This window comes from Ochrobactrum sp. WV_118_8, assembly GCF_039631535.1.
Classification (GTDB): Bacteria; Pseudomonadota; Alphaproteobacteria; order Rhizobiales; family Rhizobiaceae; genus Brucella; species Brucella anthropi.
Window position 1 is genome coordinate 2,591,536 of sequence record NZ_JBDIUZ010000001.1, and the last position, 12,809, is coordinate 2,604,344.

Consider the following 12,809-nt stretch of genomic DNA (forward strand, 5'->3'; position numbering starts at 1 on the left):
AGGCCATGATGAACCTCGCAGAATATCGCCGTACCGCCGCGCGCCTCGCCGACTACCTGCCCTGGGTGGCGCTGGTCGGTCAGGGCGTCGTCTTGAACAAGGATGGATCGCTCCAGCGTAGCGCAAAGTTCCGCGGGCCGGATCTCGACTCGGCAGTCGCAGCCGAGCTGGTCGGCGTCGCCGCGCGCCTCAACAATTCCTTCCGCCGCCTCGGCTCCGGCTGGTGCATTTTCGTCGAGGCGCAGCGGTCCGAGGCTGGCACCTATCCGAACGACGTCTTTCCCGATCCGGCATCCGCGCTGGTCGATGCCGAGCGCAAGGCCGATTTCGAGGAGGAAGGCAGCCACTTCGTCTCCGACTACTATCTGACCTTCCTCTGGCTTCCACCCGCGGAGGACGCCGCCCGCGCCGAAAGCTGGCTCTATGAAGGCCGGGAGACCTCCGGCGTCGATCCCTGGGAGCTGGTGCGCGGCTTCGTCGATCGCACCGATCGCGTGCTGGCGCTCCTCGACGGCTTCATGCCCGAGTGCCGGTGGCTCACCGACGCCGAGACGTTGACCTATCTTCATTCGACCGTCTCGACCAAACGGCACCGCGTCCGTGTGCCAGAGACCCTGATCTATCTGGACGCGCTGCTCGCCGACGAGGCGCTGACCGGCGGGCTCGAACCGCGCCTCGGCGCCGCGCATCTGCGCATCCTCACCATCACCGGATTCCCGAGCATCACGACGCCCGGCCTGCTCGACGACCTCAACCGGCTGGCTTTCCCCTATCGCTGGTCGACCCGCGCCATTCTGATGGACAAGACGGACGCGACCAGGCTGCTCACGAGAATCCGCCGCCAGTGGTTTGCGAAGCGCAAGAGCATCGCCGCCATTCTGAAAAAGGTGATGACGAACGAGCAATCGGCGCTCGTCGACACCGATGCCGCCAACAAGGCTGCCGATGCCGACCTGGCGCTACAGGAACTCGGCGCGGACATCGCCGGCATCGCCTATGTCACCGCGACCGTCACGGTCTGGGACGCCGATGCCGCCCGCGCCGACGAGAAGCTGCGGCTGGTCGAGAAGGTCATCCAGTCCCGCGATTTCAGCGTGATGGTCGAGACGGTCAACGCCGTCGACGCCTGGCTCGGCTCCCTGCCGGGCCACGCCTACGCAAATGTGCGTCAGCCTCCGGTCTCGACGCTCAACCTTGCCCACATGGTTCCTTCGTCCGCCGTGTGGGCGGGGCCGGAACGGGACGAGCACTTCGGCGCACCCCCGCTGCTGTATGGCAGGACCGAAGGCTCCACCCCGTTCCGGTTCTCCCTTCATGTCGGTGATGTCGGCCACACCCTAGTCATCGGCCCCACCGGCGCTGGGAAGTCCGTGCTTTTGGCGCTCATGGCCCTGCAATTCCGTCGTTATGAGGGCGCGCAGGTCTTCGCCTTTGACTATGGCGGGTCCATCAGGGCAACCGCCCTTGCCATGGGCGCTGACTGGCACGATCTCGGTGGACGGCTCACCGAAAACGCCGAGATTTCCGTCTCGCTCCAGCCGCTTGCCCGCATCGAGCAGACGCAGGATCGCGCATGGGCCGCAGACTGGATCATAGCGATCCTAGCGCGCGAAGGCGTATCCGCTACGCCCGAGGCGAAAGAGCATATCTGGACCGCCCTCACGTCGCTGGCGTCGGCTCCCGTCGAGGAACGAACGATCACCGGCCTCTCGGTGTTGCTCCAGTCCAACGATCTCAAGCTCGCACTCCAACCCTATTGCATCGGCGGTCCCTACGGCCGGCTGCTCGACGCCGAGTCGGAAACCCTGGGCGAAGCCTCTGTCGTCGCTTTCGAAACCGAAGGGCTGCTGGAGACCGGCGCGGCTCCAGCCGTCCTCGCCTATCTCTTCCACCGGATCGCCGATCGCCTCGACGGCCGCCCGACCATGATCGTCATCGATGAAGGCTGGCTTGCGCTCGGCGATCCGGCCTTCGCCAAACAATTGGGCGAGTGGCTGGTCACGCTGCGCAAGAAGAACGCAAGCGTTGTCTTTGCGACCCAATCGCTCGCACAGCTCGAAAAGAGCAGCATCGCGCCGGCGATCATCGAAAGCTGCCCGACGCGGCTGCTTCTGCCCAACGACCGTGCCGTTGAACCGCAGATCACGGCCATCTACAGGCGCTTCGGGCTGAACGATCGGCAAATCGAGATCCTGGCCCGCGCTATCCCGAAACGGGACTATTACTGCCAAAGCCGCAGGGGAAACCGGCTGTTCGAGCTGGGCCTGTCCGAAGTCGGCCTCGCGCTCTGCGCGGCGTCCTCCAAGTCCGACCAGGCATTGATCGCCGATATCCTCGCCGAGCATGGCCGCGACGGTTTCCTCGCTGCATGGCTCACGGCGCGCGGCGTCGAATGGGCGGCCGATCTCATTCCCAACCTCACCAACATCACCGCCGCTGCGGAGCCCCTCGCGCCCGGCGCGGTGCTCGCGGCGGCGCTCGACCTCACCGATGCCCTTGAACTCGACCCAGAGGAGATCATGCCATGACCCGACACCGCTTTCCCCGTCTCGCCGGCGCTTCATTGCTCGCGCTGTCCCTTGCCGCGCCGATGGCGCTTTCGCCGGTCTTCACCACGCCGGCCCACGCCCTCTTCGGCTTCGGCCGGATCGTTTACGACCCGACCAACCATGCCGAGAACCTTCTGACTGCCGCGCGGACGCTGGAGCAGATCAACAACCAGATCACGTCGCTCCAGAACGAAGCGCAGATGCTCATCAACCAGGCGAGGAACCTGGCGAGCCTCCCCTTCAGCTCGCTTCAGGCGCTCCAGCAGAATGTGCAGCGCACCCAGCAGCTTCTCGGAGAGGCGCAGAACATCGCCTTCGACGTTCAGTCGATCGACAGCATGTTCCAGCAAGACTACGGCAAGCTCTCCCTCTCGGCCACCGACAGCCAGTTGATCGCCGATGCGCGCAGCCGGTGGGAAACGACCGTCGGCGGCTTGCAGGACGCGATGCGTGTCCAGGCCGGGGTGGTCGGCAACATCGACACCAACCGCTCGCAGATGTCGGCCCTCGTCGGCGAGAGCCAGGGTGCGACCGGCGCGCTTCAGGCAACCCAGGCCGGCAACCAGCTCCTCGCCCTGCAAAGCCAGCAACTCTCCGACCTCATTGCCGTGATCTCGGCCAATGGCCGGGCGGATGCCTTGTCCGAGGCTGAACGCGCCACGGCGGCCGAGCAGGGCCGCATCCAGCGCGAACGCTTCCTGACGCCCGGCTCCGGCTACCAGCCGGGCAATGCAAGCATGTTCAACAACTGACAGGCCGGAAGGGGGACATCATGGACGGCAAGGTGCTGGCCCGGATCGCGGCCATCATATTCGTCGCCGTCGCCATCACGGCGACGATCATCGAAATGACCCGCGAGGAAAAGACCGGGCCGGCGCCGGCCACGCCTGCGCTTCAGCCTGCAGCCGATCCGCTGCGGCTGGAACAGCGTCGTTGCCAGGAGCTGGGTGAAGCCGCCGCAAATGACGCCGCTTGCCTGCGCGTCTGGGCCGAGACCCGCGATCGCTTCCTCGGCCGCTCGCCCGCACCGGCAGCTCCTGCCCCGAACGAAGGGCGGTGAGCGCATGGGCGGCACCGGAGTAATCGACAACTTTCTCGGCATCTTCACCAGCTACATCGACAGCGGGTTCGGCCTCCTCGGCGGTGAGGTGGCCTTCATCGCCAGCACCTTGATCGTGATCGACGTGACGCTCGCCGCCCTGTTCTGGGCGTGGGGCGCGGATGACGACATCATCGCGCGTTTGGTCAAGAAGACCCTCTTTGTCGGGGTGTTCGCCTACATCATTTCCAATTGGAACAACCTCGCGCGCATCGTCTTCGAGTCGTTCGCCGGCCTCGGCCTCATGGCGTCCGGCACCGGATTCTCTACCGCCGATCTGTTGCGTCCCGGCCGCGTCGCCCAGACCGGCCTCGATGCCGGCCGGCCGCTGCTCGAATCCATCTCGGACCTTATGGGCTGGATCGCGGTCTTCGAGAACCTCGTGCAGATCCTTTGCCTGTTCTTCGCCTGGGCGCTGGTGATCCTCGCCTTCTTCATCCTGGCGATCCAACTCTTCGTCACCCTGATCGAGTTCAAGCTCACGACCTTGGCGGGATTCGTCCTCATTCCTTTCGGCCTGTTCGGCAAAACCGCGTTCATGGCCGAGCGCGTGCTGGGCAACGTGATCTCCTCCGGCATCAAGGTGCTGGTCCTGGCGGTCATCATCGGCATCGGCTCCACCCTCTTTGGACAATTCACCGCCGGCTTCGGCGGCGCGACGCCAACAATCGACGATGCCATGGCAATCGTCCTGGCGGCCCTTTCCCTTCTCGGCCTCGGCATCTTCGGGCCGGGCATCGCAACCGGCCTCGTTTCCGGCGGCCCGCAGCTCAGCGCCGGTGCTGCGGTCGGAACCGGCCTCGCTGTCGGCGGCGCTGCCGTCGCGGCGGGTGGCGCCACCATGTTGGCCGCGCGCGGTGGAGCCGCCGCTCTTTCCGGTGGTGCGGCACTGGCGCGTGGCGGCGCAACGGCCGCCGGCGCAGCATCCTCTGCCTATACACTCTCCTCGATGGGCGATACCGGCGCGGCCAGCGTTGCGGCCGGTATCGGCGGTGTTGCGCGTGCCGGTGTAACCGCCGCCGTCTCTCCCCTGAAACGCGCGGCTTCCCGAGCCGCTGACAGCCTCAAATCCAGCCATGACGCCGGCGTCAAAGCTGGATTCGAGAAGACCGGCGGCAGTTCTTCCATGGGAACCATCGGTGGTGGCATCTCGTCGAGCCCGGCGAGCACTCCGTCTTCCGATGGAGCGCCAGCCTGGGCGCAACGCATGCGCCGCAGCCAAGCTCTGAGTCACGGCGCCTCGGCCGCCGCCCATGCCGTCCGATCCGGTGACAGTCACGGCGGCGGCGCCTCCATCAGCCTTTCCGAAAGCGACCGCACATGAACATCTTCAAACGCCCCACCACCCATTTCGGCAAGACGCCGGAACCCGTCACGCCCTATCAGAAGGCAGCCCAAATCTGGGATGAGCGCATTGGCTCGGCGCGCGTGCAGGCCCGCAACTGGCGCTTCATGGCCTTTGGCTGCCTGATATTGTCGGCCGGCTTCGCCTCGGCGCTTGTCTGGCAATCGGCCCGAGGCACCGTCGTTCCATGGGTGGTCGAAATCGACCGCCACGGCGAGGCCCGCGCCGTCGAATCCGCCATCGCCGACTATCGGCCCACCGACCCTCAGGTCGCCTGGCACCTCGCCCGCTTCATCGAACAGGTGCGCAGCCTGCCATCCGACCCGATCATCGTCCGCCAGAATTGGCTTCGGGCCTATGAGTTTACGACCGATCGTGGCGCAGTAGCGCTCAACGACTATGCGCGGGCGAACGATCCATTCACCCGCGTTGGCCGCGAGCAGGTCTCCGTGGAGGTCTCCAGCGTCATCCGCGCCTCGCCAGACTCCTTCCGCATCGCCTGGACCGAGCAGCGTTACGAAAACGGGCAACTTGCCGCCACCGAACGCTGGACAGCGATCCTCACCATCGTCCTCCAGCAGCCCCGCACCGCCGAGCGTCTCCGTGCAAACCCCCTTGGAATCTTTGTCAACGCGATCTCGTGGTCGCGGGAGATGAGTCAATGACCAGAAATTCAGCAAAGGCCGGACATCCGGCTTTCCGTAAACCCGCAATGGCGGCTTGCCTGCTTGCAGCAACAGCGCTCGCCGGATGCGCCACCAACCGCACGCCGCAGTTCAGCTACGACGATAACGTGCCCCCATTGCCCGTGGTGCGAACCTCGGCGACCAACGACACCCCAAGGCCGCTCCATACCCCTCCGGCCTGGAGGGTCGCGCGGGGCGGAGCTGCAGCGGGCACACCAACAGGACAGGTGGGCAACGCCAATGCGGCTGCGCGTGTCGAGCCGCGCCGCGAGGGCTATTACAATGCGATCCAGATCTATCCCTGGTCGGAAGGCGCGCTGTTTCAGGTCTATGCCGCTGTCGGACAGATCACCACCATAGCGCTGGAGCCCGGCGAAAGCCTGACCGGCGCTGGCCCGATCGCTGCGGGCGATACCGCGCGCTGGATCATCGGCGACACTGAAAGCGGTTCGGGAACGACGCGGCGCGTCCATGTGCTGGTCAAGCCGACCCGCGCCGGCATCTCGACCAATCTGGTCATCACAACAGATCGCCGAACATACCTCATAGAGTTGCGCGCGAACGACGAGACGTGGATGCCTGCGGTCGCATGGGCCTATCCTGCGCCGCCCGCCACCCAGCGCATGACCACGCCCCCCGCTCCGATCATTCCGGCCGAGACTGCGCGGAACTACCGCTACGGCCTCTCCGGCGACAACCCGCCCTGGCGGCCGATCTCCGTCTTCGACGATGGGCGCCGGGTCTATGTCGTGTTCCCACGCGGCATCATCCAGGGAGAGATGCCGCCCCTGTTTGTCATCGGATCGGGCGGCGAACCCGAGATCGTTAATAGCCGCATCTATCAGAACGTCCTCATCGTCGATCGCCTCTTCGGCGCGGCCGAACTGCGGCTGGGCTCCGGCAACCGGCAACAGACCGTCAGGATCGTCCGCGTTCAGCCCGGCCAGACCGCCGCCGCGACCAGCAGACAAGGCACGGCAACGGGAGGGTCGCCGTCATGAGCGAGACCGAAGGCCGGAAGGAGGAAGGGATGGAGCTGGCCGGAGCGGCCAACGACAAGGCGGGCTCCATGCGCCTGCGCGCCGAAGCGCCGCGCGTCACGCGCATCTCGCGCAAGGTTCTCATGGGCGCGGGCCTGGTTGCCGGTATCGGCATCGGCGGCGCGTTGATCTATGCGCTTCAAGGCGTCGATCGCGGCGGGCAGCCCGAGGAGCTGATCTCAACCGATCGCCGCCAGACCGCAGACGGCTTGCAGGGGCTTCCCGGCAGCTATGGTGACGTGCCGGTCCTCGGCCCGCCGCTGCCCGGAGATCTCGGCGGGCCGGTGCTGCGCGCCCGCGAGGAAGGCCAGCCCATCCCCGCGACCCCGATGCCGGTTCCCGCGGCCGATCCCGAGGAGCAGCGCCGCCTCGCCGAGCTGGAAGCGGCCCGCACCAGCGAGATCTTCTTCCAGATCAGGGCAGGCCAAAACACTGGCTCGCCGTCGATCCCGGCCGTTCCGGGCATGTCCGGCCTGGCGGGCGCCGCAACGCAGGACAGGCACCTTGCCTTCCTCAATGCCGAGGTGGATCGACGCACCGTCGCGACGGATCGTGTCATGGGACCCGCGTCGCCTTACATTCTTCAGGCCGGCGCGGTGATCCCTGCCGCGCTAATCACCGGCATCCGTTCGGATCTGCCGGGACAGATCACAGCCCAGGTGACGCAGAACGTCTATGACAGCCCGACCGGCGCGCTCCTGCTCATCCCACAAGGAAGCCGCCTCATCGGCGAATACGACGCCGGCGTGACCTTCGGCCAGCGCCGCGTCCTCTTGGTGTGGAATCGTCTCATCCTGCCCAACGGCCGGTCCATCGTGCTGGAGCGCCAGCGCGGTGCCGATGCGTCGGGCTATGCGGGCCTGGAAGATGGAGTGGACTACCATTGGTGGGATCTGATGAAGGCGGCGGGCCTCTCGACGCTTCTTGCCGTCGGTGCGGAGCTGGCCACGAGCGATGAGGACCGTCTTGTCCGCGCCATCCGCGAAGGGGCGCAGGACACGGTGAACCAGGCCGGCCAGCAAATCGTCCAACGGCAGCTTCAGGTCGCCCCAACGCTCACCATTCGCCCCGGCTTTCCGGTCCGCGTGATCGTCGCCCGCGATTTGGTCCTCGAGCCCTATGGAGCGCATTGATGAGCAATCTCAAACTCGGTCCATTGCCCAGACTCGGCGTGGTGCGCATCACCGTCTCGCTGCCGGAGCCACTGAAGGAGGAACTCGACCTCTACGCCGCCGAATATGGCCGGCTCTATGGCGAGGTCGATACCGCAACCCTGATCCCCCACATGCTCGAATCCTTCCTGCGGTCGGATCGCGGCTGGCGGAGCCGCAAGGCCAAGGCTGTTGGTAAATCACGACCCACGACCGGAGGCCAGCCTGGCGCGGTCGGCCGGACGAATCCGGCCGACACCGATCATTGAGCACGCCGGCCTTGCTGCTTGACGGCCAGTTCCCGCGCGAAGCTCAGGAAGCGCCGCAGGGCCGGATTGTCGCTTGAGGGTGACCAGACGGCGCTGAACGGCACGATGTCCTCGTTCGCGGTCAACGGACGCAGGGTCAGATCAGCATGGGACATGCTGGTCCAGCCCTGGGAAACCAGCGTGATGCCCTCGCCAATGGCGACCATGTGCATCAGCGTCTCGACCGTGACCTGACGATAGCTCACATCAGGATAGGTGCTGTAATCGGCGATGCGGCGCACGATATAGTCATGGACCTCCGGACCGGGCTCCATACTCGAGACGATGAACTGCTCCTGCCGCAGTTGCGGCCAGTCCACGGCATTGCTGTCCGCGAGCGGATGCTCGGCGCTCATGGCCACATGGACCCGCTCGCGCCAGAACTCCTCGACATCACAACCGGCAAGCGGCGCGTTGCCGGTAAAGAACGCGACATCCAGCTGCCGCGCACGGATTGCGCGCAGATGATCCTGTCGCCCGCCATCGAATATAACGAGCCTGACACCCGGATAGCTTTGACGATAGGTCGCGATCAGTTCGCGAAGGAATCCGCCACCAAGTGTGGTGATAATCCCGACTTTGACCGTGCCCTCTTCGACCCTGCCTGCGGCGCCGGCGCGTTGCAGGACGGCCTCCGCCATCTGGAGAACAGGAATGATGTCATCGAGCAGCTGGCTGCCGGCATCGGTGAGGCGCACCCCGGAGGTGGAGCGCTCAAACAGGGAGATGCCGATAGCATCCTCGAAATTGCGTACCTGACGGCTGACGCTGGACACTTTCATTCCAAGGGCGCCGGCGGCACCGGAAAAACTCATCTGCTCGGCAGCGGCGAGGACATAGCGCAACGCCCTCATATCAAATGGAAGTCCGTCCGAAGGCCAACGTACAGGCCGCTCCCAACGTGGCGCGTTCGATTTCTCCATCGCCGGCCATCCTCCCTCGTGTCCCTCTCCCTTCGTTCGCGCTAGGTTTCCTCGTTGGCCGCTCCCATCGCAGTCCTTATAAATGAGACAGCATCCTCGCTCGCCCATTCGGCCGGACCGTTCATATGGGCGAGAAGACACCCCTCTCCATTAACCAACAGCGTAACCGGCAGGCCCAGCGCTAAGCCCTGCTTCTTAAGGCCGTTGAATAGGGAGAGTGTCTGTTCGCTATAGTATCTAAGATTGTCGATCCCGATTTCCTTGAGAAAAGCCAGCGGTTTGTCATTTCCGCCGGTATCGAGGTTTACGGCAATAACCTCGAATTTTTCGCCTCCCACTTCATTTTGAAGTGCGTCGAGCGCCGGCATCTCCTCACGACAGGGAGCGCACCATGTCGCCCACAGATTAATCAGCAGCGTTTTTCCCTCGAAGTCGCCGACGCTTACTGGTGATCCGTCCGGCCCACTGAATGTCATTCCACGCATAGATCGCGGCTTTTCTGTCGTAAGCATTGCCGCGACCGCGCCCTTTGAGGCACTCCTTATCGCCGTCAACTGATCTGGCGAAACTGAGCAACTATCCGATACCGCGGCTTCAGCGACGCTCTTTTGCCTTTCATCGGAAAAGCCGCCTGATACCAAAATGCCACCCAGTCCGGCCAACATTCCAGCAACCATAGCTAAAACTATCCAGACACCGGTAGACGGCCCGGCGTTGTCTTTTGCCATTTGTAGCAACCTCCCGATTATTGATTCGCCATTACGCCACGAGCGCTGATCAGTATTTATCCATCCCGTTGACGGATCAGGCGCTTCAACTTCGAAAGCATGACACTCGCTTCTTCCTCGTAGTCCATGGTGCCGAAAAACCTTCCGTCCGCATCCATGAGGATAACGCTGGCCGTGTGATCCATCGTATAATCACCACCCTCGAGCGGGACCTTCGCATGGTAGATCTTGTATGCCTTTGCGACGGAATCGATCTGTTCGGCGGTGCCGGTAAGCCCGATGATGCGGTCATCGAACGCCTCGAGATACTGCTTCATCTCCTCAGGCCCATCGCGCTCTGAATCAACAGAGACGAACACGAAATTGAGCTTGTCCGCATCCGGACCGAGCTGCTTTGCTAATGTTGTCAGTTCGAACAACGTGGTCGGGCACACATCCGGGCAGTATGTGAAGCCGAAGAAGACTGCGCTCGGCTTGCCTAGCAGATCTTTCTCCGTCACTGTCTGGCCTTCGGTTCCAACCAATTGGAACGGCCCGCCTACAGTGGCGACACCAGTGCTTCGGAACTGAATATTCGGTTGTCGCTCCTTGGAGATGATAGTAACGGCTGCGAGGGCCATGCCGACTGCAAGCACCGCAGCCGAAAGTAGTCCGATCGTTCTCCCTCGCATCAGTTTTCTCCATCATGCGATGACGCAGAGCCACCCTGATGATCCGACTGCGCCTGGCCGAGGGCCCCGGCCGCGAACTCAACCTCTACCGAACCGGCCAACTCAAACTGAAGAGTGACTGGCACCATGTCCCCTTCTTTGATCGGCTTGACGAGGTCGATCAGCATGAGATGGTATCCGCCTGGGGCGAGCTCAATCTTGCCACCGGCGGAAATGACCATCCCGTCAGGCACCGGGCGCATTTTCATAATGCCGTCGCTCATTTCCATTTTGTGGATTTCGACGCGTGATGCCGCGGTAGAGCTGGCCCCCACGAGCCTGTCAGTCACGGCCCCATTGTTGACCGCGTCGAAATATCCGCCGCCAACCTTTGCTGCCGGAGACGTAGCACGTGTCCAGGGATGATTAATCACGATGTCGCCAACACGAAAATCATGCGCGAACGCTGTGGATGCAGAGACGAAGGCGGCAGTTGCCGCGAGGATACGGATATACTTGAGCATTGATTTCTCCATGCAACAAAACGAGCGCAGGAACGCGCCGGATCGATTTTCTGTCAGATGAAGAATGAAGGTGGCGCCCGCGCTCCGAGGGACGGGACGACGAGTATGTCCGGCGGATCACCCTTTTCGAGCGGCTGCATGCGCTCTCCGGGCGAACCATGCGGTATCAGCGCAAGCAGATCTAACCATACCGGAGGCACCGTCGGCCCTGATGAAGCGGCAGACTTGCAAAGTGCCGCGCAACAGTCCTTACCGAGAAATCCGAGCGGGTTATCCGGGCTGCTATATTTGTTGCCGGACGGCGCACAGATGACGAACACTGGTGCAGACGGGCTGATAATCATAACCGTCTTGGCGTAAGCCGATGCCAGGCCCTGAAGCAAAATGAGGTAAGCAAGCAAGCCGACGGCGAGACCGGTTATCCAGCATCCACTTCTTATTCCGCGTGCAAGTTGCATGGCTAAAAGCTTAACTGGCCCCGTCAATACCGTCGATGTGACATGTCGCAACACTCAATCGGCGGCAACTCGGAATGAAACGACATAATGAGCGTCGCATGGAACAAGATCTCTAAAGGATTATAGAGCTTTCATGCAGCGGGATGGCAGCACCTTCCTTTGGTTCAGGCTTTGCGCTGCCATCCAGTATTGATTTGTCAGACAGGTTCAGGCCGCCGGAACGGCATTCAGAAGTTCGTCAAATAGCTTCTTTGCTTTAGGAGGGTGTTTGGCTGCTCTGGCGTCTTCCAGATTGACGGGAGCTCCAACAGAAATGAGCATCACCATTCCCATTCCGTAGTGAGGTGCGCATTTCACACCATAAACTCCTTCCTTTTCGATAGTGATGGTGATTTCCTCATTGAGTTTTCCTGCAAACGCCTGAGCTCCTTCGGGAAGCATCTCCTTGATGCTAACTGCGTTGTGAGACTTATCTGTAGGAACGAATGTCACCGTGTCGCCGGGAGCTGCCCGAACAAAGTCGGGTTCATACACCATGGGACCTTTCTTTCCCTTGTTCAGCATCTGGACCTTGTGATTGGTTCCGGACTGTGCGCGCGCAGACAACCCAGACACGACCGTAAGCGCAGTTGCACCTGCGAGTATCTCGCGTCTTGTCAGCATATCAAACTCCTTGATGTTGTTAGCGGTGAACTCGTTCCCCTTGCCTGACTCCTTTCGGTCAGGTTGTTTGCGATTTTTGCATCGGTTAACGGGCGAGGGACGTCCTGCTCTCTCGGCGTTAGCGAATGCGAGATGCGATAGACCGATGCGGGCGGAATGTTTCGGATGACGCTTCCGAGCAATTCAGCTTTCAATCCGCATTTAAGAAGGATGCCTGCAGGAGCAGGGCAGCGTATGCCATAGGTGAACTGAAACATGTGGCCGCTCGGCTCAAGCCTGAGCGCCGCGCTCCGGACGATCCGGTAGATGCTCCGGGCAGACATCGACAGAAGTGGCAGACCGCTTACGATGGCATCGTATTTTGCATCCTTATCGACCCCTGCCGCCGACAGGCGCGCGGCGTTGCCTCGAACGATCCTGATGCCGGGGAAACGTTCAGAGAGCAAATCTGCGAAACATTCATCCAGTTCGACCAGGGTTAGTTGGTCCCGAACAAGCCCCCGCGCCAATAGGGCCTCTGTAAAGACACCTGTGCCTGGTCCAAGCTCAAGGACCCTTCCGTCGGTGTAACCGACTGCATTTGCCATAAGCCCGGCCAGAACCGGGCTGGAAGGCATGACCGCGCCTACCGTCAGCGGATCAGCGACCCAACGGCGAAGAAACGTCAGATATTGCGACCTCTGAA

At 62.7% G+C, this 12,809-nt stretch carries 15 protein-coding genes; 8 read left to right on the plus strand and 7 right to left on the minus strand.

Translation table 11 applies throughout. The features are described from left to right. The first annotated feature begins 5 nt into the window (after nt 1-5). The 8 genes from trbE to ABDF71_RS12620 are packed head-to-tail and all read left to right on the plus strand — an operon-like array spanning nt 6 to nt 8,139. Nucleotides 6-2,528 (plus strand): conjugal transfer protein TrbE, encoded by a 2,523-nt coding sequence (trbE, locus tag ABDF71_RS12585; protein WP_500061601.1) that lies wholly within the window; start codon nt 6-8, stop codon nt 2,526-2,528. Then, nucleotides 2,525-3,301: a P-type conjugative transfer protein TrbJ gene (trbJ, locus tag ABDF71_RS12590; protein ID WP_036589081.1), complete on the plus strand. Its 777-nt coding sequence runs from the start codon at nt 2,525-2,527 to the stop codon at nt 3,299-3,301. The genes trbE and trbJ overlap by 4 nt, the downstream gene beginning before the upstream one ends. 20 nt (nt 3,302-3,321) lie before the next feature. Continuing rightward, a complete protein-coding gene (gene trbK-alt, locus ABDF71_RS12595; protein ID WP_094514329.1) occupies nt 3,322-3,609 on the plus strand; it encodes a putative entry exclusion protein TrbK-alt in 288 nt (95 codons plus the stop codon). A gap of 4 nt (nt 3,610-3,613) precedes the next feature. Further along, complete coding sequence (trbL, locus tag ABDF71_RS12600; protein WP_094514328.1) at nt 3,614-4,972, plus strand: P-type conjugative transfer protein TrbL; 1,359 nt, start codon at nt 3,614-3,616, stop codon at nt 4,970-4,972. Further along, nucleotides 4,969-5,658, plus strand: a complete 690-nt coding sequence (gene trbF, locus ABDF71_RS12605; protein WP_094514326.1) for a conjugal transfer protein TrbF — start codon at nt 4,969-4,971, stop codon at nt 5,656-5,658. The genes trbL and trbF overlap by 4 nt, the downstream gene beginning before the upstream one ends. Then, on the plus strand, nt 5,655-6,680 hold the full coding sequence (gene trbG / locus ABDF71_RS12610) for a P-type conjugative transfer protein TrbG (RefSeq protein WP_500061602.1): 1,026 nt from the start codon (nt 5,655-5,657) through the stop codon (nt 6,678-6,680). Before trbF ends, trbG begins: the two co-directional genes overlap by 4 nt. Then, nucleotides 6,677-7,852, plus strand: coding sequence for a TraB/TrbI/VirB10 family type IV secretion system protein (locus tag ABDF71_RS12615; RefSeq protein ID WP_374828138.1), 1,176 nt, complete (start codon nt 6,677-6,679; stop codon nt 7,850-7,852). The genes trbG and ABDF71_RS12615 overlap by 4 nt, the downstream gene beginning before the upstream one ends. Beyond that, on the plus strand, nt 7,852-8,139 hold the full coding sequence (locus tag ABDF71_RS12620; RefSeq protein WP_094514323.1) for a DUF2274 domain-containing protein: 288 nt from the start codon (nt 7,852-7,854) through the stop codon (nt 8,137-8,139). The genes ABDF71_RS12615 and ABDF71_RS12620 overlap by 1 nt, the downstream gene beginning before the upstream one ends. On the opposite strand, the gene ABDF71_RS12625 is transcribed toward ABDF71_RS12620, so the two are convergent. The 7 genes from ABDF71_RS12625 to ABDF71_RS12655 all read right to left on the minus strand — a co-directional run bounded on the left by ABDF71_RS12625 (nt 8,133) and on the right by ABDF71_RS12655 (nt 12,741). Beyond that, nucleotides 8,133-9,101, minus strand: a complete 969-nt coding sequence (locus tag ABDF71_RS12625; protein WP_036589061.1) for a LysR family transcriptional regulator — start codon at nt 9,099-9,101, stop codon at nt 8,133-8,135. The two genes, ABDF71_RS12620 and ABDF71_RS12625, sit on opposite strands and share 7 nt — an antisense overlap. 41 nt (nt 9,102-9,142) lie before the next feature. Beyond that, nucleotides 9,143-9,829 (minus strand): thiol:disulfide interchange protein TlpA, encoded by a 687-nt coding sequence (gene tlpA, locus ABDF71_RS12630; RefSeq protein WP_094514322.1) that lies wholly within the window; start codon nt 9,827-9,829, stop codon nt 9,143-9,145. Between the two features lie 56 nt (nt 9,830-9,885). Then, nucleotides 9,886-10,500 carry an SCO family protein gene (locus ABDF71_RS12635; RefSeq protein ID WP_094514320.1) on the minus strand — a complete coding sequence of 205 codons (615 nt, stop codon included), beginning with the start codon at nt 10,498-10,500 and terminating at the stop codon, nt 9,886-9,888. After that, entirely contained in the window at nt 10,500-11,003 is a 504-nt protein-coding gene (locus ABDF71_RS12640; protein WP_094514319.1) for a copper chaperone PCu(A)C, read from the minus strand. The genes ABDF71_RS12635 and ABDF71_RS12640 overlap by 1 nt, the downstream gene beginning before the upstream one ends. Nucleotides 11,004-11,056: 53 nt before the next feature. Beyond that, nucleotides 11,057-11,461, minus strand: a complete 405-nt coding sequence (locus ABDF71_RS12645; protein WP_143851077.1) for a hypothetical protein — start codon at nt 11,459-11,461, stop codon at nt 11,057-11,059. Nucleotides 11,462-11,668: 207 nt separating this feature from the next. After that, the gene (locus ABDF71_RS12650) at nt 11,669-12,124 is read right to left on the minus strand and encodes a pseudoazurin (protein WP_094514317.1); all 456 of its coding nucleotides are present in this window, start codon (nt 12,122-12,124) and stop codon (nt 11,669-11,671) included. Then, nucleotides 12,118-12,741, minus strand: coding sequence for a class I SAM-dependent methyltransferase (locus ABDF71_RS12655; RefSeq protein WP_500061603.1), 624 nt, complete (start codon nt 12,739-12,741; stop codon nt 12,118-12,120). The genes ABDF71_RS12650 and ABDF71_RS12655 overlap by 7 nt, the downstream gene beginning before the upstream one ends. Nucleotides 12,742-12,809: the final 68 nt, after the last annotated feature.

Excerpts from the sequence above, each read along its gene's own strand:
- tlpA (WP_094514322.1), bottom strand. The coding sequence starts at position 9,829 with ATGGCAAAAGACAACGCCGGGCCGTCTACCGGTGTCTGGATAGTTTTA.
- ABDF71_RS12635 (WP_094514320.1), bottom strand. The coding sequence starts at position 10,500 with ATGCGAGGGAGAACGATCGGACTACTTTCGGCTGCGGTGCTTGCAGTC.
- trbF (WP_094514326.1), top strand. The coding sequence starts at position 4,969 with ATGAACATCTTCAAACGCCCCACCACCCATTTCGGCAAGACGCCGGAA.
- ABDF71_RS12625 (WP_036589061.1), bottom strand. The coding sequence starts at position 9,101 with ATGGAGAAATCGAACGCGCCACGTTGGGAGCGGCCTGTACGTTGGCCT.
- trbJ (WP_036589081.1), top strand. The coding sequence starts at position 2,525 with ATGACCCGACACCGCTTTCCCCGTCTCGCCGGCGCTTCATTGCTCGCG.
- trbK-alt (WP_094514329.1), top strand. The coding sequence starts at position 3,322 with ATGGACGGCAAGGTGCTGGCCCGGATCGCGGCCATCATATTCGTCGCC.
- ABDF71_RS12640 (WP_094514319.1), bottom strand. The coding sequence starts at position 11,003 with ATGCTCAAGTATATCCGTATCCTCGCGGCAACTGCCGCCTTCGTCTCT.
- ABDF71_RS12650 (WP_094514317.1), bottom strand. The coding sequence starts at position 12,124 with ATGCTGACAAGACGCGAGATACTCGCAGGTGCAACTGCGCTTACGGTC.
- ABDF71_RS12645 (WP_143851077.1), bottom strand. The coding sequence starts at position 11,461 with ATGCAACTTGCACGCGGAATAAGAAGTGGATGCTGGATAACCGGTCTC.
- trbG (WP_500061602.1), top strand. The coding sequence starts at position 5,655 with ATGACCAGAAATTCAGCAAAGGCCGGACATCCGGCTTTCCGTAAACCC.
- trbL (WP_094514328.1), top strand. The coding sequence starts at position 3,614 with ATGGGCGGCACCGGAGTAATCGACAACTTTCTCGGCATCTTCACCAGC.
- trbE (WP_500061601.1), top strand. The coding sequence starts at position 6 with ATGATGAACCTCGCAGAATATCGCCGTACCGCCGCGCGCCTCGCCGAC.
- ABDF71_RS12655 (WP_500061603.1), bottom strand. The coding sequence starts at position 12,741 with ATGCCTTCCAGCCCGGTTCTGGCCGGGCTTATGGCAAATGCAGTCGGT.
- ABDF71_RS12615 (WP_374828138.1), top strand. The coding sequence starts at position 6,677 with ATGAGCGAGACCGAAGGCCGGAAGGAGGAAGGGATGGAGCTGGCCGGA.
- ABDF71_RS12620 (WP_094514323.1), top strand. The coding sequence starts at position 7,852 with ATGAGCAATCTCAAACTCGGTCCATTGCCCAGACTCGGCGTGGTGCGC.